Source organism: Bradyrhizobium betae (assembly GCF_050632175.1).
Classification (GTDB): domain Bacteria; phylum Pseudomonadota; class Alphaproteobacteria; order Rhizobiales; family Xanthobacteraceae; genus Bradyrhizobium; species Bradyrhizobium betae_B.
In genome coordinates, this window is sequence record NZ_CP192576.1 from 140,034 (window position 1) to 166,226 (window position 26,193).

The following is a 26,193-nucleotide window of genomic DNA, read 5'->3' on the forward strand; positions in this document are numbered from 1 at the left end:
TGCCGCGGACATGATCCGGATCAAGGGCTTACCCGGTCCCTATCACCTACGGTCCGAGCTTTTGCCCGGAGCCGTCCTGCCTGTCGATCCTGATTGCCGGGATTAGCTGGCAGGAGTGGCAGGGCTCGAACCTGCGACCCCCGGTTTTGGAGACCGGTGCTCTACCAATTGAGCTACACTCCTACGGACCCTCACGTCGCCGCGCGGATCAGGGGCGCTTTCAAGCACAGGGGACGGCCGGTTTGCAAGGACGGATTGCAAGGGTGAAGCGCGCTGGCTTCGCTTGTTTGTGCCGCGCCTTCTGGGCCACACTTCGTCCCTGACAATAATGTGCCCCCGGGAGTGAACATGACCGCCACAGCCGCCCCTCGCGCCGCGATCGCGCCGAAATCCCCGCCTCTGCCCGAGTCCAGGCCCGAGACGCTGGGCCTGTCGCGCCCGCGCCTCCAGGCAATGTCGGATGCCTTCAAGCGCGAGATCGACAAGGGAACCATCCCCGGCGTGACCGTGCTGGTGGCTCGAAGCGGCCAAGTCGGCTGGTTCGAGGCGCTCGGCAAGCAGACCCCGACCGGGTCTACCCCGATGGCGCTTGATCTCGATCTTCCGCATCTTCTCGATGACCAAGCCGATCGTGTCGGTCGGCATCATGGCGCTGCTCGAGGACGGCCATCTGCTCCTTGGCGATCCCGTCGCCAAATTCATCCCGGAGTTTGCCAACCAGAAGGTCGGTGTCGTCAGCGGCGGCAAGCTGGAACTGGTTCCGCCGAAGCGGCCGATGACGGTGCAGGACCTGCTCCGCCACACCTCCGGCCTGACCTACGAGCACCAGGGCGACGGCCCCGTGCACAAGATCTACCAGGACTCGCGGGTGCGCAGCCGCAAGATCACCAATGCCGAGCACGCCGCGTTGGTGGCGAGCTTCCCGCTGGTCTGCCATCCCGGCGACGAGTTCAACTACAGCCGCTCCACGGACATCCTCGGCCGCATCATCGAGGTCGTCAGCGGCAAGTCGCTTGGCGCCTTCCTCACCGAGCGCATCCTCGCTCCGCTCCAGATGGCCGAAACCGGCTTCTCGACAAGTGAAGCCAACGCCGGCCGGCTCGCCGAGCCGTTCGCGGCCGATCCCTGGACCGGCGACAAGGTCGCGCTATTCAGCGCGCTGGAGCAGCCGATCATGGAATCGGGCGGCGGCGGTCTCGTCTCCACCACGATGGACTATGCTCGCTTCGCGCTGATGCTGCGCAATGGCGGCACGCTCGACGGCAACAGGATCATCGGCCGCAAGACGCTGGAGTTGATGGCCTCCGATCACCTCGGGCCGCACGTCGTGACCAACGGCACGCTGCTGTCGCCCGGCCACGGCTTTGGTCTCGGCTTCGCCGTCCGCCGCGAAGCCGGCATCGCACCCTTCCCCGGCAGCGTCGGCAATTACTTCTGGAGCGGCATCGCGGGAACGTTCTTCTGGATCGATCCGAAGGAAGACCTTTTCGTCGTGTTCATGAGCCAGGGCCCGGGCCAGCGCGACCATACGCGGACCTTGGTGCGGAACCTCGTTTACGCGGCGGTCGAGTAACCGTCTCAGGCCCGCGCCAGCAAAGCCGGTTCCGCGACGGACGCTGCGGGGTCGTCCTTGCCTTGGGCCATCGCAACGACGATTTGCGCTGCCTCGCGCAGCGAGGTGGCAAACAGATCGGCCTTCGCCGTCTCACGCAGTTCGTCGATGTTTGCGACGTCCTCCGCCCAGCATCCAACCATGATGGACGCATGCGGCAGCTTGCGTCGAAGCCGGCGCACCGCGTAGCGCAGATGCGCCGGGCTCGTGATGCCGACATAGCCCAGACATACCAAGGCCACGCCCGAGGTTTCTAGGCGGAAGATGTTGGCCGTGGACAAGGCCTCCGGTCCTTCGACACGGCTGCCGACGCCATGCGCGCGGCACAGCTGCGCGAGCATGATCGCACCGGCCTCGTCGAGCATGGTACGGCCGCCAATGCAAAGCACGGCATTTTCGCCGCGAAATGGCTCCGCAAGTTTGGCTGCATCGAGCACGGGGATGTCCGGTCGGTCACTGGCCGGGGCGACGGTTTCGACGGCATCGACTGCTTCAGCATCCTCGGTGCGCTCACTCCCGACGGGACGGCCGTCGTCCAGGTCGGAGAGATCGTCGACAAATTCGACCACTGTGTCGCGGATGCGTGCGAGCCGGATCTGGTCCAGGGCAGCGCGGTCGAGGTCCGATTGGGCCAGTTGCATGCCTTTGAGCGCGACGTCATCGTAGTAGGCAGCGAGCGACCGCTCCTTGAGAAACTGCTCGGCCTTCTCAGCGGCCTCGGTCGGATCTCCCGCCAGCATGCGCTGATAGAAAATCTCCGGAGGCGACAGTGCCGGGCGGTCGCCGAACATGACATCCAGGAAGGACAGCCGCTCGACGTGCCGCCCCAGCACGACCAGACACACAGTCAGCGGCGTTGCGAGCACGAGCCCGATCGGTCCCCACAGCGCTGTCCAGAACGTTGCGGAGACGACGACAGCGACGGGCGAAAGGCCGGTGGTGCGGCCATACAACAGCGGTTCGACCACCTGCCCGACCAGCGGTTCGATGACGAAAAACAGCGCCGCGGTCCAGGCCAGCATCCACCAGCCGGGATCGACCGCCACGGCGAGCGCAAGCGGAAACGCTGCTGCTATGATCGAGCCGATATAAGGCACGAAGCGCAGCACGGCTGCGAGGATGCCCCACAGCGCCGCGCTGGGAACTCCGATCAGCCACAGGCCGGTGCCGATCATCACGCCGAAGCCGGTATTCAGCATGAGCTGGTTGAGGAAAAGCCGGCTGAGGCGCGCTGCGGCGTCGTCGAGGGCCGCAGTGGTGCGTTGCAGATCGTGGGAGCCGGCCAGCCTGATCAGACGGTTTCGCAGATCCTCGCGCTGAATCAGGATGAAGATCACGAAGATGACGATGATTCCCGTCGTTGCCAGCGGCGACACCAGGGGCGCGATCAGCGAGCGCAGGCTCTCCAGCGCGCCGGGGTCGGGCTGCAACACCTCCACCGGCACCGGCTTGACGCCGGTCTTGGCCGCTGGGCCCGAGGTCAGCGGATTGGCGGGCGCGACCGAATTCGGCTTGTCCAGCTCCTTGCCGAGATCCTGAAGCATCTCGGCCGCACGCTCGAGCGTGGAGCTGCCGCCTGCCACGCCGCGCACCGACTGGATCTTGGACAGGATCGTGGCCTGGTACTTCGGCAGGTCGCCGGCCAGGCCATTGAGCTGCGTCGCGATCACGCTTCCCAGCGCGAAAATGATCACGAAGGCGAACAGCACGACACCGACCACAGCCAGCGCGCGCGGGGCGTGAAGACGCTGCATCAGTCTGACTGGAGCCGCGAGCACGAAGCTCAGCAAAATGGCCAGTGCGACGGGAACGAAGATTTCCCGCCCCAGATAGAGCGCCGCGACGATGATGATGCTCAGGATCGCCGCGCCCACCGTGACAACCATCGCGGAGACGTCGTCGGAAGATTGCGGCTTGATCACCGTGGGGATCATCTGTCTCGCTTCCGGCCCTCGCCTGCTGCGCCATTCAAAGATGAATGTGCAGCCTAACGAGCCGGAACCCGGTTGGTTCCTCGCCGTATCGGCTCGCCCCCAACCGCCTTCCTTCCTGCGCGAGTGCCTCAGCTGATGGTCGCGCCGCCGTCGATCACCATGGTCTGGCCGGTCATGAAGTCGCCGGCCTTCGAGCCCAGGAACACGGCGGCGCCCGCGATCTCGTCGGGGATGCCGATGCGGAGCAGCGGCGAGCGCGAGGTCGAGGCCTTCAGATTCTCCGGATTGTCCCACAGCGCCTTGGCGAAATCGGTCTTGATCAGGCCGGGCGCGATGCAGTTCACCCGGATGTTGTGCGGGCCGTATTCGCAGGCGAGGTTGCGCGCGAGCTGCATGTCGGCGGCCTTCGAGATCGCGTAGGCGCCGAGGATGGTCGAGCCCTTGAGACCGCCGATCGAGGAGACGATGATGATCGAGCCGTCCTTTCGCTCGATCATCTGCGGCACCACCATCGAGATCAGCCAGTTGTTGGCGACGATGTTGTTGTCGAGAATCTTCCTGAACTGATCGTCGGAGATGCCGGCGAGCGGACCGTAATACGGGTTCGACGCCGCGTTGCAGACCAGCACGTCGATCTTGCTGAACGCGCGATTGCTCTCGTCGATCAGGTTCTGCAGATTTTCCTTCGACGAGATGTTCGCGGCAATCGCGACCGCAGTGCCCTTGCCGAACTTGTCGTTGATCCCCTTGGCGACCTGGTCGCAGACATCGGCCTTGCGCGAGGAGATCACCACCTTGGCGCCGTGCTCGGCCATGCGCTCGGCGATCGCAAGCCCGATGCCGCGCGTCGATCCCGTGATGACGGCAACTTTGCCCTTCATGTCGAACAAGGTCATGTTTCTCTCCCAGAGTATGATTTGAATTGGCCCGAAGCTTACGCCGCGTCCGCGCGCGCGGACAGCGGTATCAGGCGAGCTTCTTGACTTCCGGTCCGGCCGGCTGGTGCATCGCCGCATGCGCGTCGTCGGCGATCCAGGGCTGCTGGTTCACCATCGGCAATCGCCAGACCGTGCGTCCGGGGCTTGCAAAATGATCGATGCGCGTGATCGAGCAATTGTCGATGTCGAACGACAGCGCCCTCTCCAGCTGTCCGTCGAGCGCCAGCCCGAGCGCCGCCTTGATGGTGCCGCCATGCGCAACCGCGATGATGTCCTGCCCGGCCGCCTCGGCGTTGATCCGCTCGATGGTGCGACGCGTGCGGTTGTAGAGGTCCATGAAGCTTTCGCCGCCAGGGGCAGGCTCGTTGATGTCGGCGAACCAGCTCGATCCTACCGGGCGGCTGGCGATGAACTGCGCGCGGTTCATGCCTTGCCATTTCCCGAGATTTTGCTCGGCCAGATCCGCCACCCAAGGCATCGACGCCGGCTTCGGATAGCCGGCCGCCCAGATCGCCTCCGCAGTCTGGTGGGTGCGCATCAGATTGCTCGAGTACCAGACCGCCTTGCGTGGCAGCACCTTGGCAACGGCGTTGAACACATAGGTGTCGCTGGTGTCGCAGGCGAGATCGCTCTGTCCATAGATGTTGCCGCCGTCATTGCGCACCGGCGCGTGACGGACCCACCACCACCGTGTCGTGACCACATTGGGCTTGTCTGCGGCTGCCATGATCCCCTTCCATCCCGTCTGATGTCGCTGTACGTGAGTAGTCAACGTGTCTCAAGACACTTTACCGTTTGAAATCTTGTTTGAAATTCCATCGCGCGGCAAGCGTCGCGTAACACACCAAAGGGAGAAACGCATGGGCCGCCTGCAAGGCAAATCCGTCATCATCACCGGCGCCGGCAGCGGCATCGGCCGCGCCGCCGCGCTGCTGTTCACCAAAGAAGGCGCGAAGCTGATCGCGGTCGATCGCACCGAAGCGGTGAAGGAGACCGTCGACGAGGTGAAGAAGGCCGGCGGTGTCGCGGAAGCGATGATCGCGGATGCGGGCTCTGAGAAGGACGTCATCGCGGTCATCGACAAGGCGGTGAAGGCGCACGGACGGCTCGACGTGATCTGGGCCAATGCCGGCGTCTCCGGCGGGCTCGTGCCGCTCGGCGAGCAGACCGTGGAGCAGTGGCAGGAGGTCCTGCGCGTCAATCTGATCGGGCCGTTCCTCGCGGTGAAGTACGCGATGCCGCACATGGTCAAACAACAATCCGGCGCGATCGTGTTGACCGCATCCGTCGCGGGCCTCAAGGCCGGCGCCAGCGGTCATCCCTATGCGGCGAGCAAGGCCGGCGTGATCAGCCTGGTGCAAACCACGGCGTATTCGCTCTCCGGCACCGGCGTGCGTATCAACGCGGTCTGCCCCGGCCTGATCGAGACCGGCATGACCAAGCCGGTGTTCGACCGCGCCAAGGAGCGCGGCACCGCAGACAAGATCGGCCAGCTCAATCCGCTCAAGCGCGCCGGCCAGCCGCACGAGCTCGCCGCGATGGGATTGTTTCTGGCCAGCGACGAAGCCTCGTATGTCAACGGCCAGGCGTTCCCGGTGGACGGCGGGCTGACGGCATCGATGCCGTATGCAGGCAAGCCGGTTTAGTAATCGCTCTCTCGTGTCCCGGACGCGCTGCAACGCTCTTGCGTTGCTGCGCAGCGTCCGGGACACGAGAGCGGGGCGTCGGGCACGACCGTTTCAACATCGTCATTGCGAGCGCCGCGAAGCAATCCAGTCTGTTCCCTGGAGAGATTCTGGATTGCTTCGCTGCGCTCGCAATGACGGAGCAAGCGGGATCGGCCCCGCTCTTTCAATTTGCATTTTCATTTGCAGACACACCTTCGCATCCTCGCGGCGCATTTCACCCGAGTTTTGCTTCTGCCTCTCACCCTCGATGAAAGAGGGCGCAGGGAAGGCCGGGTGCCGGCTGACACCCGCGGTCCACTGTGCGAAACGTGTGCTTTTAGAAAGCTGCACAGCGGCATTACAGGTGAAGCCAAAACATCCGGCCTTCCCTGCGCAGTGGGTTGACGGCTTATGTCGTACTTGGATTGATCAGCAGCTTGGGTGTTTTGCCCGTCGGACAACACAAGGTCTTGTAACCTCACCTCGTCATTCCGGATTGCGACAAGGGCGAGAACCCGGAACGACGGCTGCGGTGTTGATTTGCTTATCAGGGCCTCACATTGGTATGGTTCGTGCAGGCAACCTCAGCCTCCGCAATCTCCGACAGAAATGACAATGCCGAACCCGATTTTCCCGAGCTCAAGACCCGACCGTATCCGCAAGCTTCTCGCCGACCTCGTCGGCTTCGACACCATCAGCGACCGCAGCAACCTGCCCCTGATCGCGCATATCGAGAGCTATCTCGCCTCGCTCGGCGTCAAGGGCGAACGTATCACCGACGAAACCGGGGAGAAGGCCTCGCTGTGGGTCACGATCGGGCCGGAGGATCGGCCGGGCCTCGTGCTGTCGGGCCATACCGACGTCGTGCCGGTCGTTGGCCAGGACTGGAGCCACAATCCGTTCAAGCTGATCGAGCGCGACGGCAAGCTCTATGGCCGCGGCACCACGGACATGAAGGGCTTTGTCGCGGTGTGTCTCGCCATGGTGCCGGAGATGCTGGACGCGAAGCTCAACACGCCTATCCATCTTGCGATCTCCTATGACGAGGAGATCGGCTGCGTCGGCGTACGGCCGATGCTCGGCGAGGTCGCCAAGAAGAAAGTCAAACCGCTGGGCGCTTTCATCGGCGAGCCGACCGAGATGAAGGTCATCATCGGCCACAAGGGCAAGCACGGCGTGCGCGCGACCTTTCACGGGCTCGCCAAACACTCGTCGATCGCGCCCGACGGCGTCAATGCGATCGAATATGCCGCCGAGCTGATCGTCGAGATTCGGCGCCGCGCCGTGGCGCTCGCAGCGGTGCGAGCAAGCGACAGCCTCTACGACGTCCCGCACTCGACGCTGCTCACCAGCATCGTGCATGGCGGCGCCGCGTTGAACATCGTGCCCGACACCTGCACGGTGGACTTCGAATGCCGCGGCATCGGCATCACCGAGTCGCGCGAGGTGACGGATGCGATCGTGGCCTGGGCCAAGGCCGAGATCGAGCCCGCGATGAAGGCGCAACATCCGGACTGCGGCATCGATTTCGAGGAGATCCTCGACTATCCCGCGCTCGACACCGCGGCCGACGCCGCCATCGTCACGCTCGCCAAGAGCCTTGCGGGACGCAACGACCACGCCAAGGTCGCCTTCGGCACCGAAGCGAGCCTGTTCGCCAGCATGGCGGACGTGCCGTCGGTGGTGATCGGCCCCGGGGCAATCGCGCAGGCGCATACGCCGGATGAATTCGTGGCCATGGCGGAGCTGGAGAAATGCGCGGCATTCGTGGAGAAGCTGATTGCGCATTGCAAAGGATGACGCGCGACTGCGCTCGAGTTCAGCCGAATTCATCGCGGGCTCGCCTGCCCCCTGCCCACCGCTGCGCCGGCGCAATGTTTGCGACCGGCGGCAAGCGCCCGTCTTGGGCTCCGCCCGTCCAGGGCGGTATTTCTCCGGTATACAATCTTAAGGAATTCGCAGCCGGGTATGGTTATCATTATCTAAACGAATTCCTTTGCCCGACACGCAATACCGCTCCGACGCCAGCCGACGGCTCACCCGCAGCTGCTCGCAGCGGGGCCAATCTGACGGAAATTTCACCATGAATTTTCGCATTGCGACATTACTGCCGCTGGTCATTGCAGGTCTCGTTGCCATGGCGGTTTTCTCATCAGGACTAACGGCTTACCGCGCCTGGGAAGCTCGTCGTAGCTCGCTGTCGTTTCTGGAGGCCAACCAGATCGCGCAACTGTTGCTGCGCAGCGGCGGCCAATGGGCCAGCGAACGAGGTTTGACGAATACGGCGCTCAAGGCGCCTGAGCCGATCTCGCCCGAGCGGTTGGCGGAGATTGCCAAGCTCCGCGCGGGGGCGGATCAAGCCTTCGATACCGCGATCCGGCTGTGGAAACAGAGGCCGGAATTGAACGCCGCGCAGCCAGCGATCGACGTTGCCGAGCGGACGTTCAAGTCCGTTCAGCAACTGCGCGCACAAGTCGACGCGAATCTTGCAAAGCCTGCCGACCAGCGCGTCCCCGACGTCGTGAACGGTTGGGTGCCGGCCGTCATCAATCTCGTGGATGTCGCGGCTACGAAACTGCGACTGGCCGTCGAAAGCCTCTCGATTCCGCCAAACGCCGCTCTGACGCAATATCTGAACGTCCGCCATCTGGCGGCGATGATGGCCGAACTGGCAGGACAAGAGCGAGCCTTTCTCGCAGGCACGATCGCCTCCCGCAACAAGCTGTCCGGCGACGGAGTACGCCGAATTTCCGAGCTGCGCGGCGGAGTCCGGCTCGCCTGGGAGACGCTGCTGCCGATCGGGCGGAGGGCCGATGCTCCTGATTCCATTCAACGCGCCGTAGCGGCGGTCGAGGGCAGCTACTTTGGCAGCTACGACAAGATCTCGCGATCAGGTGATCATCGCCGGCGCGACAGGCGATTATCAGATCAGCAGCAAGGATTTTTTTGCGCAGGCGACGACGGGCATCGACGCGATCCTCCAGCTCGCCACCGCCATCAGCATGACCGCGGACGCGGTCTCCGAAACCGAGGCGCAGGACAGTCTGCAGAACCTGCTGGTGTCCGCCGCGCTGCTGATTGCATGCTTTGTGCTCGCCACGATCGGCTTCCGGGTGGCGTGGTCGAAGATCGTCTGGCCTCTTTCCTCCCTTACGTCCGCCATGAGTGAAGTCTCCGCGGGACATTTCGAGGTCGCGGTCCCGAGCCTCGAACGCAAGGACGAGGTCGGAGACATGGCGCAGGCTCTCGAGGTGTTCCGCACAGCGCTCATCGCCAAGCAGGCCAGCGACAACAATGCCGCGAGAGAAGCGTCCGCGAAGCTCGACCGGGCCCGAAAGGTGGATGAACTGACCACCGCTTTCGAGACCTCCGTGGCCCAGATCGTCGAGACCGTGTCGTCGGCCTCGGTCGAACTCGAAGCCTCCGCACAAACTCTGACATCGACCGCCGACCGCTCGCGGCAACTGGCAAGCGTGGTTTCGGCGGCGTCCGAGGAGGCATCGACGAACGTGCAATCCGTCGCCTCCGCCACCGAGGAACTTTCGGCCTCGGTTACCGAAATAAGCCGCCAGATTCAGGAATCAGCGCGCGTCGCCAACGAGGCCGTGGACCAAGCCCGAGCCACCAATGACAGAGTCGGGGAACTGTCCATGGCGGCGGCGCGCATCGGCGACGTGGTCGATCTCATCAACACGATCGCGGGCCAGACAAATCTTCTCGCACTCAACGCCACCATCGAGGCGGCACGCGCAGGGGATTCCGGCCGCGGCTTTGCGGTCGTCGCGTCCGAAGTGAAGCAACTCGCCGAGCAGACCGCCAAGGCGACCGACGAAATCAGTCAGCACATTTCTGCAATTCAAGGTGCGACGGACGACTCGGTGACCGCCATCAAGAACATAAGCAGCACCATTCACAAACTGTCGGAGATATCGTCTACGATCTCGGCGGCAGTCGAACAGCAAGGCGCCGCGACTCGGGAAATCTCGCGCAACGTGCAGCACGCCGCCCAGGGCACCGTCGAAGTCTCTGCCAACATTTCCGACGTGGCGCATGGAGCGAACGAGACCGGACACGCGTCCACGCAGGTGCTGTCGGCCGCCAAAATGCTATCGGGTGACAGCGACAACCTCAAAACGACGGTTGCACGATTTCTCGCCGCCGTCAGAGCCGCGTGAGACGCCGACGCACCCCTTCCAGATCGGGCGCGGTCTAAACCGCCCCCGCCTTCTGTGCGTATTCCCACGACGCCTTCGACAGCGGCACGGTGCGCTTGGCTGACTCCAGCGCCTTGGCATTTGCGGCGGTGCCGTCGCGGACGCGGCCGGCGATTCCCTGCGTGATGCCGGCGAGGCGGAACAGATTATAGGCAAAGTACCAGTTGAGATCGGGCACCGTCATCTTGGTGACGTTGCAATAGATCTGCGCGGCCTCTTCGACGCTCGGGATGTTGAGTGCCTTGAGGTCGGCGCCCTCGAGGCCCGGCATGATCCATTGCATCAAGAGGTAGGTGAAGTCGGCCATGGGATCGCCGAGCGTCGACAGCTCCCAATCCAGTACGGCCTGCACGCGCGGTTCCGTCGCGTGGAAAATCATGTTGTCGAGGCGATAGTCACCATGGACGATCGAGACCCGCGCCTGCTCCGGCACGGTCTTCGGCAGCCACTCGGCGACCTTCTCGAACTCCGGAATGTGCTGGGTCTCGGACGCCCGATACTGCTTGGTCCAGCGGTCGATCTGGCGCGCGAAATAATTCCCGGGCTTGCCGAATTCGCCGAGACCGATCGCGACGGGATCGTACATGTGGAGTTTGGCCAGCGTCTCGATCTTGCTGGTGAAGATTTTTCGGCGGGCATCCGGCGTCTGGCTCGGCAGCGTCGGATCCCAGAACACGCGCCCGTCTTCCATCGACATGATGTAGAAGGCCGAACCGATGACGCCGTCGTCCTGGCACAGCGCATAGGCGTGCGCGACCGGAAAGCCCTGCTTTCCCAGCGCCGCGATGACGCGATATTCGCGGTCGACCGCATGCGCCGACGGCAGCAGCTTGCCGAACGGCTTGCGGCGCATCACGTAGGAACGCTTCGGCGTGTCGAGACGGTAGGTCGGGTTGGACTGGCCGCCCTTGAACTGGAGGACGACCAGCGGGCCCTCATAGCCTTCGACGTTGTCGCGCAGCCATGCCTCAAGCCGCATCTCGTCGATGCGATGCCGCTCTTCGACCGGCTTGGTGCCGGAGAACTCTTCGTCTTTCCTGACGCCGTCAGCCAATGTGACGCTCCCTCTTCAGTCCTGACCATTCCAGGTCGAGCATGATCCTAATCGGTAACCGCTGACGCACTTGCGTCAAGCGGTCATTCCGAATGGGATCATGCCCTGTCGTATCTTCAGGTCGGGAGCGCCCCAAGGCTCTCCCTTTTGTTAGTGCTTGGGAGAGTTTTGATACTTCCGAACTTCAAGCCTGGCAATGGCGCGATTGTGCACCTCGTCCGGACCGTCGGCGAGCCGCAGCGTGCGGATGCCGGCGTAGTCCTTGGCCAGACCCGCTTCGTCCGAGACGCCCGCGCCACCAAAGGCCTGGATCGCCTCGTCGATGATCTTCAGCGCCATGTTGGGCGCTGCGACCTTGATCATGGCGATCTCGGCCTGGGCGGTCTTGTTGCCGACCTTGTCCATCATGTCGGCGGCCTTGAGGCAGAGCAGACGCGTCATCTCGATGTTGGTGCGGGCTTCGCCGATGCGCTGCTCCCACACAGAGTGCTCGACGATCTTCTTGCCGAAGGCGGTGCGCGACATCAGACGCTTCACCATCTTCTCCAGCGCTTCCTCGGCCTTGCCGATGGTGCGCATGCAGTGATGGATACGGCCGGGACCGAGGCGGCCCTGTGCGATCTCGAAGCCGCGACCCTCGCCGAGCAGGATGTTCTCCTTGGGCACGCGCACGTTCTCGAGCAGCACCTGGGCGTGGCCGTGAGGCGCATCGTCGAAGCCAAACACGGGGAGCATCTTCTCGACCTTGATGCCGGGAGTGTCGAGCGGAACCAGGATCTGCGACTGCTGCTGGTGCTTGGCCGCCTTGAAGTCCGTCTTGCCCATCAGGATCGCGATCTTGCAGCGGGGATCGCCGACGCCGGACGACCACCATTTGCGGCCGTTGATGACGTAATGATCGCCGTCGCGCGTGATGCTGGTTTCGATGTTGGTCGCGTCGGATGAAGCCACCGCGGGTTCCGTCATCAGGAACGCGGAGCGGATCTCGCCGTCCATCAGCGGACGCAGCCATTTGCGCTTCTGCTCCTTGGAGCCGTAGCGCATGAACACTTCCATGTTGCCGGTGTCGGGCGCGGAACAGTTGAACACTTCCGAGGCCCAGGAGATGTGGCCCATCTGCTCCGACAGCAGCGCGTATTCGAGATTGGTCAATCCCGCACCGCGGAATTCGTCATCTTCATGCTCGTTCGGCGGCATGAACATGTTCCAGAGGCCTTCGGCCTTCGCCTTCTTCTTCAGGTCCTCCAGCACCGGGATGACCTTCCAGCGCTCGCCGGTCTTGTCCTGCTCGTTATAGATCGGCACTGCCGGACGCACGTGCTTGGTCATGAACGACTGCACGCGGTCGAGCCATTCCTTCTGTTTGGTGGACAGATCGAAATCCATGGGACGCTCCTCGGTCTCTCTTTGCGAAACTGTTTTGCGCCGGACTTGTCCTCCCGCTGCGCACGGCCCGCAAGCGCGAATGCCTTGATGCGCGAGCCTTGCTGACACTTCGGAACCGGCTCGCGCGTTGCGAACGAGTTGCGATTGCGGATTGACTTTCTCCGGCCTTCAAACGATAGTTTCATACAAGTGTTTGAATTGCAACTCCCCTCCCTGAGGGCATCCATGGCCAGCGATCATACGAGGTCTGCCATTCTCGCCGCCGCCGAACGGCTCTATGCCGATCGCGGCTTCGGCGACGTGACGCTGCGCGACATCGTCGCGGAGGCCAATGTCAACCTGGCCGCTGTGAACTATCATTTCGGCTCGAAGGACGAGTTGATCGCGGAATTATTCGTCACCCGCTCGATCGCGACCAACCGCGAACGCCTGCGCGAATTGAAAGCGGCGGAAGAGCAAGGCGGCGGGCGCGCGCCGATCGAGGTGATCCTGCACGCCCTCGTCGGCCCGACCCTGCGCGGCTGCCTCGGCCCCGAGAACCAGCGTTCGACCGCGGCACGCTTCATGATCCGCGCCTCGATCGAATCCGTGCCGCCGATCCGCCGCATCAAGAACCGCGAGATCGACCATCTCAGGAAATTCGCTGGCGCGATGCGCCGCGCCCTGCCCGACCGCAGCGACGTCGATATCTATTGGGGACTGAACTTCGCGCTCGCCATGGCGCACCACACCATCCGCGAAAGCGAGCGGCTGACGAAGCTGTCCGAAGGCAAATGCGATCTCGACGACGTCGAGGACGTGGTCGCGCGCGTCGTCAACGTGGCGACGATGGCGCTGACGGCGGGAAAGGTCGAGACGAAGGTGTTGGTTCGAAACGCGCGTTAGGCCAAAGAAATCTGTTCGATTTGGGGGCACAGACAGCATGGCAAAGACTAAGGGCGGCTACCTACATCACTAATTAGGGATCCCATGTCCAATTGTAGGTTTTCGGCAACGAGATCACGGGACATCTATCGAAGCTAGAATCATAAGCATATTCTGGGCGCTGGCGTCGTACGGTAAAACTCTTGTGCCGCAACTGCTTGCACAAGAAATGCAAAGCTTGATTGGCGCCTAGAGCTGTAGGTTTTCGGACGAGCTTGGAACGAAGCGTTGCAGCGGTCGCCAGCGACCAAAACCTTGACCATTCATTCGAAACCGAAACATTCTTTGCAAGATAAGACTCTTCGACGGATGAACGAAGCTTACTTATTCGATCCTCATCGAAGGCTAACGCAGTCTTCGCCGTTGTTGCATCGATCATCGTAAGAAGACTCATCTGACCAAGAAAAGCGGCGCCGCTAACCCCCTATGTCAGCATGGACTCCTGGCATCCATATCTGCCTCATTCCCTTGTGGGCGACCGCGTTCGTATCCTCCGATTCTTCCCAAAGGAGCGGACGAAAGAATGGCCTTTGCTCGTCAATGGCGAGGATGTGAAGGGCATTCTTCACATTCCTTGAAAGCACCCTTCCTGCAAACTGCAAGCGGCGCTCAGCCGAAGCATCGTCGTCGTTTCCCCCATAAACGGTGTCAAACACCCCCAAAAACTCTATGTCGGCACGCTCATGGCACTCAGGTGGACGGTGATAGTCCAAGAAGACCTGTTTCTCTCGATAAAGGCGCCAAATCTTGGGAAAGGCATCAATTTCCCAAGGATAGAGAAGCCCAATATTTGAGATCAAGGCCGCGACGACGCGGGCGATCACAGCCCCACGCGAGAAGCCGTATAGATAGATCTTGTCCGAGCTATCGTTCGTCTCACCGCGAACGTAGTTGGACGCGATGTTAATATACACGTCTTCGATTTCTTCTTTGATTCCGTACGCAAAGCCTCCCGAAGTATAACGGCGTACTCCAGAAACTGCACCGAGACCGCGGCTATAGAATACGATCTGCTGCTTACGATCTGATGCAAAGTCATCAGCTAGAAGCAGATTTATCTTGTAGATATTCGAGTGAGTTTCGCCTGCTCCAATTCTGTTTGGAGAAATCCAAGTACCGTCAATCAACGAAATGAGATGTTTCAAGGGCTATTTCTTCCGGGGTACGGCAAGATCAGCAATATTGACCTGCGCGAAAACTTGCAGCTAGACTACCGGAAGGCTTCAAGCATTTGCAATACTATCTGTGATTTAGCTCCATTCCGTTTGCCCGGCCGTTCAGAGATTGAACTAGGTCTCTCAGGCCATCGCGATGCAGTCGATCTCGACGTCGAAGGGGCCGAACCATTCCGGCGTCACGACGAAGATCCGCGCCGGCGGATCGGTCGGGAAGTAGCGCGCATAGACCGCGTTGAAGGCGGCGAAGTGTTTCGTCGAGGTGCAGTAGACGTTGCACTTCATGACATTGTCCAGCGAAGCGCCGGCCGCCTGAAGGCACAGCTTCATCTGCTCCATGACGATCTCGCTTTGCCGCTCGATCGGCATCCCGCCGATCTCTCCCGTCTCGGGGTCGAACGGCGGCAGGCCGGCGACGAAGATCATGTTGCCGGCGCGTGTCACCGGCGAGACCGGCGCATTGCGCCGATCGAGAAAGGACGAGATCGGTTCGACGCGGAGCGCTTCGCGTTTCATGGCGGCCACCTTCGGTTCGAGCGAGAGTGCTAGACGGCTACATTATATTGCAGCCGGCATGCTTCGCTTTTGATCGAAGTGTGGTCGCGGAGCGGGTCATGCCCGCTGCGGCATCTCCTCGGCCTCTTCCTTGGCGAGCAGCAGCAGCATCTCGATACCCATGTCGCCTTCCTGCGGCGAGCGGATGAACTTTATCTCATCGGCACTCCGCCGCAGCGCGGCAATGATGGCGACGGCCTGGTTGGCCGTTGCGGCCTCGGTCGCCAGAACTGCCTTCTGGTTTTTGGACTGAAACCCGATCGTGTACGACATTCGCTCTCTCCCGAACCCAGTGAAGAGATCGAGATCTGACTCGCGCGCGAAGCGGAAGCCTGTATCTGTACGGATAGGGTTTATCTGGGGATTGCGCGCAAGCTTCGCATAAGGCCGCGCGTGCGTCATGCTGAGGTCACGATTTATGCGATGCCGATCAGCCGAGCCCCAGCATCGCGCGCGCATCGGCTGCCGTCGCGACGCTTGCGCCCAGGCTCTTCAGGATGCTGGCGGCATGCGCGACCAGCTCGGCGTTGGTCTTCGCCAGCACGCCCTTCGACATATAGAGATTGTCTTCCATGCCAACGCGGACGTGGCCACCGAGCAGAAAGGCCTGCGCCACCATGGGGAATTCGGCGCGGCCGATGCCGAAGCCGGACCAGATCGCGCCCGGCGGCAGCAGGCTGCGGGCGTAGAACATCGTCTCCGGCGTGGCCGAGAAGCCGTACTTCACGCCGAGCACGAGCGAGAACAGGCCCGGGCCTTTCAGCGTGCCGTCGGCGAACAGGTCGCGTGCCAGATGGCAATCGCCGGAATCGAACAGCTCGATCTCGGGCAGCACGCCGACCGCCTTCATCCGCTCGGCCATGATCCGGACGTTGCGCGGGGTGTTGATCACGACCTCGCCGCCGGAATTCATGGTGTTGAGGTCGAGCGTGCAGATGTCGGGCTTGAGCAGTTCGATATGTTCGACGCGCTTTTCGGGCGGAAGCAGCGTGGTGCCCGGGCCGGCGACGCGAGGATCCTCGACCGAGGGCACGAAGCGCCCGCCGGGGCCGGTGGTGAGGTTGATGACCAGGCTCTTGTTGCGGGCGCGGATCAGCTCGACCACTTCGCGATAGAGATCGATCTCCATCGAGGGCCGCCCGGTGGCGGGATCGCGCACGTGGATGTGTGCGATGGCCGCACCGGCTTCGGCCGCTTCCAGCGCGGACGTCGCGATCTGCTCGGGCGTGATGGGCAGATACGGCGACTGCTCGGGCTTGGTAAGGTTGCCCGTGATCGCGCAGGTGATGATGGTCTTGCCTGATGTCATCGATGGTACTCCGCCCTCTCCTGTTGCCTCATCCTTATACTGATTTGTGATCAGGCGTCACGGTTTGAAGCCAGCTTGCTGCCCATTGCGCGCCAGCTTACAAAAGCGACGATGCATCCCACTTCAGGTCATCCGCAGTTGATGTTCCAGCAAGCCGCTCTCGCCCACGATCAGGGACGGGTGCGGGAGGCCGAGCAGCTCTATCAAGCCGTCCTTGCCGAGGACGCGCGGCATTCCGGTGCGCTGCTCCGGCTTGGCATGCTGCGGCTGGACCAGCGCCGGCTTGCCGATGCCGAGCCGCTGTTCCGCCGTGCCACCAGGGCCGACAAGCGCTCCGCGGAGGCGCATCATCTGCTCGGCTTCGCCCTGACCGGGCTGGACCGCCTCGACGAGGCGGTCCGCAGCTACGAGAAGGCCATCGCGTTGCAGGCAGGCTTCGCCGAGGCGCACAACAATCTCGGCTATGCCCTGCAACGGCTCGGCCGACCGAACGACGCGATCGCGCGCTACCGGAAGGCGATCTCGCTTCGCCCCGATTACGCCGAAGCCCACAACAATCTCGGCAATGCCCATCACCTGCAGGATCAATCCGACAAGGCCATCCCGCACTATCAAAGGGCGATCCAGATCAACCCGGGCTATGCCGAGGCCCGCTGGAATCTCGGCACCGCGTTGCGCGCCATCGGGCGGCTGGACGATGCGTCGAACGCCTATGCCGCGGCGATCGCGATCAGGCCCAATTACGCGGAAGCCCATAACAGCCTCGGCAACACGCTGCGCGCGCTCGGCCGGAGCGACGAGGCGATCGCGCATTACGAGACAGCGATTGCCGTCAGGGACAACTATCGCGAAGCCCTGGTCAATCTGGGGGACGCGCTGCTCGGGCTGATGCGCGAGGACGAGGCGATCGCGCACTACGATCGGGTGCTCGCGATCCAGCCCGAGGACGCCGACATTCTGTGCCGGCGCGGCGACGCACTGGCCCGAATGCGGCGCGACGCGGACGCGATCGGTTGCTACGAGACGGCGCTTGCGGTGGATGCCGACCATGATTTCGCCTTCGACGGCCTGGCCCGAACGGCGCTTGCGTCATGCGACTGGGCGCGCACGGTGCCGTTGCGCGGCCAGGTGGCCACGCGCGTCGCCTCCGGGCGCTTCTTCGATGCCTTCAGTTGTCTCAGTTACAGCGACGATGCAGAGCTGCATCTCGCCTGCGCCCGACACTACATCCGCCACCAGGTTCCCGTGCGCCCAGCCCCGCTCTGGCGCGGCGCTCATTGGCGCAACGACCGGATCAGGGTGGCATATGTGGCCTGCGGGTTCCACGACCATCCCACCGCTTACCTCACGGCGGAGTTGATCGAGCTGCATGACCGCTCGCGTTTCGAGGTGATCGGCATCTCGCTCGGCCCGGACGATCGCAGCGAAATCCGCTCCCGCTTGAAAGCGGCCTTCGACGCGTTTCACGACGTGAGGGACCGGAGCGACCGGGATGTCGCCGCCTTGTTGGACGACATGCGGATCGACATCGCGATCGACCGCAGCGGCTACACCGTCAATGCAAGGCCGGCCATCTTCGCGGCGCGGCCGGCTCCGATCCAGGTCAACTATGTCGGCTTTCCCGGCAGCCTTGGCGCTGACTTCTACGATTACGTCATCGGCGATGCGACAGTTCTTCCGATCGAGCAGCAGCCGTTCTACAGCGAGAACATCGTTCATCTTCCCGACTGCTATCTGCCGAATGATTCCAGGCGACAGCGCACCACCCACATCCCCACGCGCGAAGACGTTGGCTTGCCATCCGAAGGTTTCGTGTTCTGCTGCTTCAACAACAACTACAAGATCACGCCCGCGGTCTTCGATGTCTGGATGCGCCTGCTCGCGCAGGTCCCGGGCAGCGCCTTGTGGCTCTATGGCGACCGCGCCGGCGCCGAAAGCCATCTCCGCCGCGAGGCCGCCGCGCGCGGGATCGATCCGGCACGCCTGGTCTTTGCGCCGCGCCTGCCGCAGCACCAACATCTGGCGCGCCACCGTCTGGCGGATCTGTTCCTGGATACCCTGCCTTACAACGCCCACACCACCGCGTCCGATGCCTTGTGGACCGGATTGCCTGTTGTCACCTGCAAGGGCAAGTCCTTTGCCGGACGGGTCGCGGCGAGCCTGCTTCAGGCCGTCGGCATGCCGGATCTCGTCACGTCCGATCTCGGCGCCTATGAACGTCTGGCGCTGCGTCTCGCGTCCGATCCGGCGATGCTTGGGACGTTACGCCAGCGGCTGCAGCAGAACCGGATGTCTCAACCCCTGTTCCACGGCGATCGTTACCGCCGGCACCTTGAATCTGCTTACACCACAATGTGGGAGCGTTGGCAGCGCGGCGACGCGCCCGCCAGCTTCGCCGTCGTGCCGGTGCCCGACGGCGCCGACCAAGCGACAATCTGACTTACGGCGTGAACAGCTTGTAGTTCACGCCGACCTTGACGGTCTGGATGTCCTGACGGGCCGATGCGAGCGCATTACGGGCATCGACTCCGATAAACCCGACCGGGTAGCTGGCCCCGTCACGGCCGAAGCCGTAGTAGTTATATTCGGCGAACGCCGTCCAGTTCGGCAGGCTGGGCGAGAGCACCCATTCGGCACCGGTGCCGACCGTCCATCCGACGCGGGTTTCGGCCGGATTCAGGTCGCGACAGCCATCTGCATAGAAGCAGTATGACGACCGGTTGAAATCGAAACGATTGCGGGTGAACCCAGCGCCGCCCTTGAGGTAGAACAGCGCACGATTGTCCCAGGCAGTCATCCCCACCCGCCCCGTGACGCTGGCAAGCCAGTCGGTCTTGACGCCGATCGAGCCGGGAAACGGACCAGGGATAATCCGATCCCAGGGGTCCGCGACTTCGCCGCCAAGGCTGGTGCCGGCGAAATCGCCTTGCAGGCCGACGACCCAATTGCCCGAGAACTGGTAGTTGCAGCCGAGCTGACCGCCAAAAATCCCACTGCCGGAATCCAGCGCGTTGGTGCTGGTGCTGCCGCTTGCACCGTCGCCCGGACCGAAGCTGGAGTTTGAGGCCGCGACGTCGTGACGGCCCCAGCCGAAGCCCACATGCGCGCCGACGTAGCATCCGGTCCAGCTATAGACCGGCGCCGCGATCCGCGGCGCCGCTTTGAGCTGGATGTCGGCCGCATCGGCGCCGCTTGCGGCGACCAATGCGATTTGCGAAACAGCGGCAAGCAGAATGCGCTTTTTCACGAAGTCCCTCGTCGAGTTGAATACGCTCTCAGGGACTTACTTGCAGGATCCGAATCCGGCGTCCTCCAATCGAATGATTTCAGGCAATTTCGTCACGCTGTTGCAGAGTTGCACTGTGTAATGCAACGCGCTCAACTGTACGCGCTAGATGATGCCCTGCTTCTTCAGCTCTTCGATCCTCCCGGCGTCATAGCCGAGCTTCCCGCCAAGCACCTCCTGGGTGTGCTCGCCGAGCAGCGGCGGGGCGCGGTAGTCCTTGATCGGGGTCCCCGAGAGCGTCAGCGCGTTGCGGATCAGCGAGAGATCGGGCTCGAAGGGATGATCGACCTTCACCCGCATGCCGCGCGACTGGACGTGCGGATCGGCAAACACCTGCTCGAAATTGTTGATCGGACCCGACGGCACGCCGGCCTCCTCCAGCTTCTCCAGCCAGTAGGCCACCGGCTGCTTCAGGAACAGGCCGGCGAAGATCGCCATGATCTCCTTGCCGTGCACGACGCGGTCGTTGTTCTTGACGAAGCGCGGATCGTTCGCGAGTTCCGGCTCGCCGAGTACCGCGCAGGTCTTCCGGAACTGGCCGTCATTGCCGACCACCAGCATCAGCTCGCCGTCGGTGCAGCGGAACACGCCGGCCGGCATGCCGCCATTGCCCCAGGTGCCACGGCGCGGCGGCGTCTTGCCGTTGACGAGGAAGATCTGCAGCCAGTGCGACAGCGACGCGATGACGGTGTCGAACAGGCAGACGTCGATCTGCTGGCCCTGCCCGTCATTGGCGTCGCGATGATAGAGCGCCGAGAGAATGCCGATCGAGGTGTTCATGCCGGTCATGTAATCGACGATCGACGGGCCGACCTTCATCGGGCCCTCGCCGGGCTCGCCATCGATGTGGCCGGTGACGCTCATCAGGCCGCCCATCGCCTGGAGAATGGCATCATAGCCGGCGCGCGGCGCATAGGGACCGGTCTGGCCGAAGCCGGTCACCGAGCAATAGATGATGCCGGGGTTGATCGCCTTGATGGTCTCGTAGTCGAGGCCGTAGCGCTTGAGATCGCCGACCTTGTAGTTTTCCATGAAGACGTCGGCGTCCTTGGCGAGCTCGCGGATGATCGCCTGCCCCTCGGGCTTGGCGATGTTGACCGTGACCGACTTCTTGTTGCGGTTGGCGCAGAGGTAGAACGAATTGTTGTTGTTGGCCTTACCCTCGGGGTCGTTGAGGTAAGGCGGGCCGAAGGCGCGCGCGTCGTCGCCGGTGCCCGGCCGCTCGATCTTGATCACCTCCGCGCCGAGATCACCGAGCATCTGGGCCGACAACGGCCCGGCAAGCACGCGGGTAAGGTCAAGGATCTTGATGCCTGAGAGCGGCAGGGCCGACATGTCGATTTCCTCCGGGAAACTGGATCTTGAACTGAATCTTGGCGCGGCGGCGAGGTCGCGGGCCGTGCTCCCTGCGGATACACCATTTTCGCGCCGTGAGCACTGCACGCCGGGCATAAGGCCATCCCCTGCCCCGCAAGGGAGATCGCCCGCGGGCGGCGAATTCCGCGCTGCGAAGATTACCGGCCGGGCTCAGGTGGCGGCCGCCGCAGCCACCTGCGGACGCCGGCGACCGAGCAGGACCAAAATCAGCACCGTCGCACAGGAGAAGACGAAGGTGAGACCGAGCACACCGCGGCTGCCGAACTGGGTAAGCAGGCCGGCCAGCAGCGGCGGCGAGATGGCGGATGCAAAATTAAGCGGCAGTGCGATCATCGACGACGCCTTGGCGAACTCGGCCTGGTCGTAGAACACCAGCGGAATCGTCGCCCGCGCCACCGCCATCGCGCCGCTGCCGGCACCATAGAGCAGGATGAAGACCGCAACCGCCCATGTCGCGCCCTCGCTCGTCATCAGGAGCAGCATGGCAACAGGCAGCGCCGTGCCTGCGACCAGCCCCGTCGTGATTCCGTCCCACCGCCCGCCGCCGAGGAAGTCGAGCCCGCGTGCGCTGACCTGAATCACGCCGAGCATCGAACCGAACGCGATCGCCTGCGCCGGCGACAGCCCCTCGGCCCGCAACAGCTCGATCAGGATGGCGCCTAGCCCGAACTGGACGAAGGCGTTGAGCGTGATCGCGCAGACCACGAGGTTGAACGTGCTTCGCGGAAGCGCGGTCGCCTTGGACGGCATGGAGGGCTTGGAAGGCTTGGAAGGCTTGGAAGGCTTGGCTGCCAGTCCGGCTTCCTCCTCAACACAGGCCGGCGTGGCGCGCCGAAGGCCAACAGCGGCAGCGAGATCAGCAACAGCATCGCCGCATAAGTGAGGCATGTGACGCGCCAGCCGAAATGACCGCTGAGAAACGAGGTGGCCGGCCAGAAAATGCTGCTGGACAGGCCCGACACCAGCATCAAGGCACCGATGGCACTCTTGGCCTGCCGCCCGGCAATCTCGTTGAGCATGATGTAGGCGCCGGTCGACAGCATCGCGCTGCCGCCGATGCCGAGAACGACCCAGCCGGCAAAATACAGCAGCGGCTCATGCGCCAAGGACAGAACGATGTAGCCCGGCACCGCAACGATCGTGCCCACCATCATCACCTTGCGTGCACCGTGCCGCGCAAAAGCCTTGCCGAGCCAGGGAGCGCAAAGGCCCATGGTGACATAAAACACCGAACTGCCCGCGAACACCGCCGGCAGGCTCAGGCCAAGATCAGCCGAAAGGTCGCGGCCGACGATTGCCGGGAGGGTGATCGTAGCCCATCCGATGAGTTGGGTGATGGCCAGCACCAGCAGGACGCCGATGAGCCCGCTGTCAGATTTCAGAAACCGCATTCCAGAGACCGCCCGCCCGGCAGGCGCTGATCGCGCCCAAGAGACATCTCTTAGCCGGAGACTCGGCGCGCGGGAACGTTGGTTCCGAATGGCACAGTCGCGTCAGCCGCACGGCGGCGGCCGCCTCGCCTCCCGAAGCCCTCCCCGGGCGCAAGATCAGCACAGGGATCGCCGCTCACTGTTTTGCCGCCAGGAGTGCAAATACCGGACGTACGGCCCCCTCCAGCAATTCGCGACTGGGTCGCGAACGCGCCAACACCCGGAGTCCGAGGAGAACACTGAGAAGCAGGCGCGCGAGATCCTCGCTCGACTGGGTGGTCGTGATCGTTCCCGACGCCTGCCCCCTTTCCACGCAGCGCCGGAAAAAGGCCTCGACCTCGCCGAGGACGCCGACGACCACCTCGCGGAATTCCCTGTCATGCGGCGCGAGTTCGAGGGCCGAATTTACCAGCATGCAGCCCTTGCGCTCCTTGTCCGCAAGAGAGCGCGCGATGATCTCGGCGAAAAACCCCTCCAGCGCGTCGTATGGCGCAAGCTCGTTCTCGAACCGTCGCACCCGATCGCCGAAGCTGCTGCTGACATAATGGTCCAGCGACCGCCGGTAGAGCGATCGCTTGTCTCCGAATGCGTTATAGAGACTTGCACCGGTCATGCCCATGCTCTGGGCAAGATCCCGAACCGACGTCGCCTCATATCCCCGCGACCAGAAGCGGCGGACCGCCGCGTCGAGAGCCGCCCGCTCGTCGAATTCTCTCGGCCGTGCCATTCAAGCCTCGCTCCGATCGCGCACGATGAAATAAGCCCTCGATATCACGGAACGCAACCCGGCCGGATGCCGAACCTCTTCCGGCCACGCGAGGCGCCCAAAGCCTATGACCCCGCGGGGTCGCCTGCGAAGCTCTTCATTGCCGCTTCGACAATCACCGCGCCCGCCTCCTGTGTGAAATGTCCTGCATCCGCCAGTTCGAGAGCTGGCGGACAGTTCCGGATGCTCGCCCGCAGGGCTTCCATCACCGGCGGGCCCAGAACGGGGTCCTTTACACCGATCGCCATGAAGCTCTTGCCGCTCCATTGCTTCGACCAGAAGTCACGGGCCCGGCGCGACAGCGCAGCCCCATCCGCGTCCGGCCGATCCGGCACGAGGTTTGGAAAACGCCGAACGCCGGCCTTGTATCTCGCGTCGGGATAAGGCGCGGCGTACGCCGCGGCTTCAGCGTCGCTGAGGGTCGGCACGGCGCGACGCATCAGGCCCGCGATGTCCATGTCGGGCTTGCTGTTCGAGAAGGCACGCCAGGACAGGAAGCCTTCCGTGAGGGGTGCATCGCCTGTCCCGAGCGTGGTGTTCATGACGAGAAGCCGCTCGAAGCGCGGCTGCATGTCCATCGGAATGGTCAGACCGATGAGCCCGCCCCAGTCCTGACAGACGAGCGTGATGCGCGTGAGATCCAGCGCTTCGATCAACGCTACGACCGAGTCACGGTGGAAATTGAACGTGTAGGCAGCGTCATCAGCCGGCTTGTCTGACCGGCCAAAACCGAAAAAGTCCGGCGCCACAACGCGCATGCCGGCGGCGACAAAGGCCGGCACCATCTTGCGATAGAGATAGGACCATGTCGGTTGCCCGTGCAGGCACAACGCGACCGGCGCGGTCGACGGACCCTCATCGACATAGTGCATGCGCAAGCCGCTGCGGTCTTCGCGATAATGCGGCAAGAATGGGTAGCCAGGCAGGCCAATGAAATTTTCGTCGGGGTTCGCAACCCGGTCATCGTCTTCCTCCCGAAGATCATGTCCGCACACATTACGCATTGCCGACTGCAGCCTGCAATCGGCGCCGCCGCCTATTCGGCCGCTTCCGCCGATCGCTGGAGCACCGCCAGGACATCCAGCGGTTCGGCCCGGCGGCGATAGTCCACCCCCGTATCGGCGAACAGAATCACGCCATCCATGCCGATGGCATAGGTCGCCGAGAGCGGCAGCAACCAATCGTCCGGCGCCCCGTTCTTCGCCGGGATATCGAGACCGAATCCGTCATAGGCCGACCTCAACTCATCGGTGAAGGCGTAGACGAGGCCAAATGCCTTGCCGACCTCCTGACCGACATCGCTCAACACCGGAAAGGTCAGAGCGTTCTTCTCCGCAGTCGTCACCGTATCGTCGGGCTTCTCCGGGACTGATCGCGACCAGGCTCGCACCGGCGGCACGAATCTGCGGCAGGAGGTTCTGATAGGCCTTCAGTTCGAGGTTGCAGTAAGGGCACCAGCCGCCGCGGTAGAACGTCACGACGACGGGACCTTTTGCCAGCAAGGTCGAAACGTCGAACTGCCGCCCGTCGAGGCCGGGAAGGACGATTGGAGGCGCATGGTCGCCGACTTGCCTGGCGCGTTTGCCAAGCGCCACATCGCTCAAATGAGCAATGTGGCGCTCCATGATCGCGCGACGCTCGGCCGGCACGCGCTGCATCCAGCCGGCGAGAAACTCCTCGAGTTGCTCAGAAAGTGTCTTGCTCATGTCTGCCCTCTCGGCGGATGCGCTGTGATCAGGCACCCACGTAGTTCTGCGGAAACAAATTGCGGCGCGCCTCATCATCCATCTCGCGCTTGAAGGTGAGGCCCTTGCCGATCGCGCGCGCGCGCGCACAGCGGGGCGGCCGTCCACGGCGGCAAACCAGCGCGCGACGTTCGGAAACTCCCCGAGGCGGCCCTCGCCGAGCACGAAGTTGGATCGGTCGACCCAGCCCCACGCCGCAACATCCGCGATCGTGAAACCGTCGCCCACGAGAAAATCCCGCCCGGCGAGGTGCCCATCCAGCACCTGATAATGCCGCTCCGCTTCCCGCAGATAGCGGTTTTGTGCATACGGAATTTGCTCGGGGGCGGCGCGGCGGAAATGAACCGATTGGCCCGAATACGGTCCCAGTCCGGTAGCCACGAACATGAGCCAGGACAACAATTCGCCGCGGTCGGCCGGGTCGCCGAGCAGCTTGCCGGATTTTTCGGCGAGATAGAGCAGGATCGCGTTGCTGTCGAAGACCCGCACCGGCCCCTTGCCGAGCCCCTCCGTATCGACGATCGCCGGCGTCTTGCCGTTCGGATTGATGGCCCTGAACTCGGGTGTGTGCTGCTCGCCCTTCAGCGTGTCGACGGGCACCACTTCATAGGGAATCGAGGCCTCCTCGAGCAGGAGCGCCACCTTCATGGGGTTGGGCGTATGGTGGAAGTAAAACCGGATCATTCAGGCGGCTCCGTGAAACTGTCGATCATCCGGGCACGAACGGCGCTCGTCACATCGCCGGCTGATTTAGATCGAACGTTATAAAACTGGCCGCAGCATTGCAAGCGCCGAGTCGCCTTTGACGAAAGCGCGCATAA

21 protein-coding genes, 1 tRNA gene and 3 pseudogenes are annotated in these 26,193 nt (G+C 63.2%); 7 read left to right on the top strand and 18 right to left on the bottom strand.

The genetic code is table 11. The features are described 5' to 3' along the window. Positions 1 to 107: 107 nt before the first annotated feature. Positions 108 to 183: transfer RNA gene (locus ACQ86E_RS00750), tRNA-Trp, on the bottom strand. 165 nt (positions 184 to 348) lie between these two features. Here ACQ86E_RS00750 and ACQ86E_RS00755 point away from each other — a divergent pair. Continuing rightward, positions 349 to 1,573, top strand: a pseudogene (locus tag ACQ86E_RS00755) (serine hydrolase domain-containing protein). 5 nt (positions 1,574 to 1,578) lie between these two features. Here the strand turns inward: ACQ86E_RS00755 and ACQ86E_RS00760 are convergent. The 3 genes from ACQ86E_RS00760 to ACQ86E_RS00770 all read right to left on the bottom strand — a co-directional run bounded on the left by ACQ86E_RS00760 (position 1,579) and on the right by ACQ86E_RS00770 (position 5,211). Beyond that, a complete protein-coding gene (locus tag ACQ86E_RS00760) occupies positions 1,579 to 3,546 on the bottom strand; it encodes an AI-2E family transporter (RefSeq protein ID WP_431203784.1) in 1,968 nt (655 codons plus the stop codon). 128 nt (positions 3,547 to 3,674) lie between these two features. Beyond that, on the bottom strand, positions 3,675 to 4,442 hold the full coding sequence (locus tag ACQ86E_RS00765; RefSeq protein ID WP_431203785.1) for an SDR family NAD(P)-dependent oxidoreductase: 768 nt from the start codon (positions 4,440 to 4,442) through the stop codon (positions 3,675 to 3,677). Positions 4,443 to 4,512: 70 nt separating this feature from the next. Next, on the bottom strand, positions 4,513 to 5,211 hold the full coding sequence (locus ACQ86E_RS00770) for a histidine phosphatase family protein (protein WP_431203786.1): 699 nt from the start codon (positions 5,209 to 5,211) through the stop codon (positions 4,513 to 4,515). 133 nt (positions 5,212 to 5,344) lie between these two features. Here ACQ86E_RS00770 and ACQ86E_RS00775 point away from each other — a divergent pair, with 133 nt between their 5' ends. The 4 genes from ACQ86E_RS00775 (at position 5,345) to ACQ86E_RS00790 (ending at position 10,326) form a co-directional block, all read left to right on the top strand. Continuing rightward, positions 5,345 to 6,130, top strand: a complete 786-nt coding sequence (locus ACQ86E_RS00775; RefSeq protein ID WP_431203787.1) for an SDR family NAD(P)-dependent oxidoreductase — start codon at positions 5,345 to 5,347, stop codon at positions 6,128 to 6,130. A gap of 636 nt (positions 6,131 to 6,766) precedes the next feature. Next, positions 6,767 to 7,951: an acetylornithine deacetylase gene (gene argE / locus ACQ86E_RS00780; protein WP_431203788.1), complete on the top strand. Its 1,185-nt coding sequence runs from the start codon at positions 6,767 to 6,769 to the stop codon at positions 7,949 to 7,951. 283 nt (positions 7,952 to 8,234) lie between these two features. Next, the gene (locus ACQ86E_RS00785) at positions 8,235 to 9,320 is read left to right on the top strand and encodes a nitrate- and nitrite sensing domain-containing protein (protein WP_431203789.1); all 1,086 of its coding nucleotides are present in this window, start codon (positions 8,235 to 8,237) and stop codon (positions 9,318 to 9,320) included. Further along, positions 9,313 to 10,326: a methyl-accepting chemotaxis protein gene (locus tag ACQ86E_RS00790; RefSeq protein WP_431206641.1), complete on the top strand. Its 1,014-nt coding sequence runs from the start codon at positions 9,313 to 9,315 to the stop codon at positions 10,324 to 10,326. Before ACQ86E_RS00785 ends, ACQ86E_RS00790 begins: the two co-directional genes overlap by 8 nt. A 34-nt stretch (positions 10,327 to 10,360) precedes the next feature. Here ACQ86E_RS00790 and ACQ86E_RS00795 read toward each other — a convergent pair whose 3' ends face one another. Together ACQ86E_RS00795 and ACQ86E_RS00800 are read right to left on the bottom strand one after the other, a co-directional pair. Further along, positions 10,361 to 11,419, bottom strand: coding sequence for a phosphotransferase family protein (locus ACQ86E_RS00795; protein WP_431203790.1), 1,059 nt, complete (start codon positions 11,417 to 11,419; stop codon positions 10,361 to 10,363). A gap of 150 nt (positions 11,420 to 11,569) precedes the next feature. Further along, on the bottom strand, positions 11,570 to 12,805 hold the full coding sequence (locus ACQ86E_RS00800) for an acyl-CoA dehydrogenase family protein (protein WP_431203791.1): 1,236 nt from the start codon (positions 12,803 to 12,805) through the stop codon (positions 11,570 to 11,572). A 225-nt stretch (positions 12,806 to 13,030) separates the two neighbouring features. Between ACQ86E_RS00800 and ACQ86E_RS00805 the strand changes: the two genes are divergently transcribed. Further along, positions 13,031 to 13,690: a TetR/AcrR family transcriptional regulator gene (locus tag ACQ86E_RS00805; RefSeq protein WP_431203792.1), complete on the top strand. Its 660-nt coding sequence runs from the start codon at positions 13,031 to 13,033 to the stop codon at positions 13,688 to 13,690. 455 nt (positions 13,691 to 14,145) lie between these two features. Here ACQ86E_RS00805 and ACQ86E_RS00810 read toward each other — a convergent pair whose 3' ends face one another. The 4 genes from ACQ86E_RS00810 to ACQ86E_RS00825 all read right to left on the bottom strand — a co-directional run bounded on the left by ACQ86E_RS00810 (position 14,146) and on the right by ACQ86E_RS00825 (position 16,768). Next, positions 14,146 to 14,874, bottom strand: a complete 729-nt coding sequence (locus ACQ86E_RS00810; protein ID WP_431203793.1) for a T6SS phospholipase effector Tle1-like catalytic domain-containing protein — start codon at positions 14,872 to 14,874, stop codon at positions 14,146 to 14,148. 153 nt (positions 14,875 to 15,027) lie between these two features. Further along, positions 15,028 to 15,420 (bottom strand): RidA family protein, encoded by a 393-nt coding sequence (locus ACQ86E_RS00815; RefSeq protein ID WP_431203794.1) that lies wholly within the window; start codon positions 15,418 to 15,420, stop codon positions 15,028 to 15,030. 96 nt (positions 15,421 to 15,516) lie between these two features. Beyond that, positions 15,517 to 15,732, bottom strand: a complete 216-nt coding sequence (locus ACQ86E_RS00820; RefSeq protein ID WP_431203795.1) for a hypothetical protein — start codon at positions 15,730 to 15,732, stop codon at positions 15,517 to 15,519. Between the two features lie 157 nt (positions 15,733 to 15,889). Beyond that, complete coding sequence (locus ACQ86E_RS00825) at positions 15,890 to 16,768, bottom strand: 3-keto-5-aminohexanoate cleavage protein (protein ID WP_431203796.1); 879 nt, start codon at positions 16,766 to 16,768, stop codon at positions 15,890 to 15,892. Between the two features lie 111 nt (positions 16,769 to 16,879). Here ACQ86E_RS00825 and ACQ86E_RS00830 point away from each other — a divergent pair, with 111 nt between their 5' ends. After that, positions 16,880 to 19,207 (top strand): tetratricopeptide repeat protein, encoded by a 2,328-nt coding sequence (locus ACQ86E_RS00830; protein ID WP_431203797.1) that lies wholly within the window; start codon positions 16,880 to 16,882, stop codon positions 19,205 to 19,207. Position 19,208: 1 nt separating this feature from the next. Here ACQ86E_RS00830 and ACQ86E_RS00835 read toward each other — a convergent pair whose 3' ends face one another. The 8 genes and pseudogenes from ACQ86E_RS00835 to ACQ86E_RS00870 all read right to left on the bottom strand — a co-directional run bounded on the left by ACQ86E_RS00835 (position 19,209) and on the right by ACQ86E_RS00870 (position 26,056). Next, positions 19,209 to 20,015, bottom strand: a complete 807-nt coding sequence (locus ACQ86E_RS00835; RefSeq protein WP_431203798.1) for an outer membrane protein — start codon at positions 20,013 to 20,015, stop codon at positions 19,209 to 19,211. A 144-nt stretch (positions 20,016 to 20,159) separates the two neighbouring features. Beyond that, positions 20,160 to 21,389: a CaiB/BaiF CoA transferase family protein gene (locus ACQ86E_RS00840; RefSeq protein WP_431203799.1), complete on the bottom strand. Its 1,230-nt coding sequence runs from the start codon at positions 21,387 to 21,389 to the stop codon at positions 20,160 to 20,162. A gap of 192 nt (positions 21,390 to 21,581) precedes the next feature. After that, positions 21,582 to 22,822 (bottom strand): annotated as a pseudogene (locus ACQ86E_RS00845) (MFS transporter). Between the two features lie 175 nt (positions 22,823 to 22,997). After that, the gene (locus ACQ86E_RS00850; RefSeq protein WP_431203800.1) at positions 22,998 to 23,588 is read right to left on the bottom strand and encodes a TetR/AcrR family transcriptional regulator; all 591 of its coding nucleotides are present in this window, start codon (positions 23,586 to 23,588) and stop codon (positions 22,998 to 23,000) included. 104 nt (positions 23,589 to 23,692) lie between these two features. Further along, positions 23,693 to 24,631 (bottom strand): haloalkane dehalogenase, encoded by a 939-nt coding sequence (locus tag ACQ86E_RS00855; protein ID WP_431203801.1) that lies wholly within the window; start codon positions 24,629 to 24,631, stop codon positions 23,693 to 23,695. A 32-nt stretch (positions 24,632 to 24,663) separates the two neighbouring features. Next, positions 24,664 to 24,933 (bottom strand): hypothetical protein, encoded by a 270-nt coding sequence (locus tag ACQ86E_RS00860; protein WP_431203802.1) that lies wholly within the window; start codon positions 24,931 to 24,933, stop codon positions 24,664 to 24,666. Continuing rightward, a complete protein-coding gene (locus tag ACQ86E_RS00865; RefSeq protein ID WP_431203803.1) occupies positions 24,872 to 25,411 on the bottom strand; it encodes a redoxin domain-containing protein in 540 nt (179 codons plus the stop codon). Before ACQ86E_RS00865 ends, ACQ86E_RS00860 begins: the two co-directional genes overlap by 62 nt. Further along, positions 25,362 to 26,056: pseudogene (locus tag ACQ86E_RS00870) on the bottom strand (glutathione S-transferase family protein). The gene ACQ86E_RS00865 and the pseudogene ACQ86E_RS00870 overlap by 50 nt, the downstream one beginning before the upstream one ends. Positions 26,057 to 26,193 lie beyond the last annotated feature (137 nt).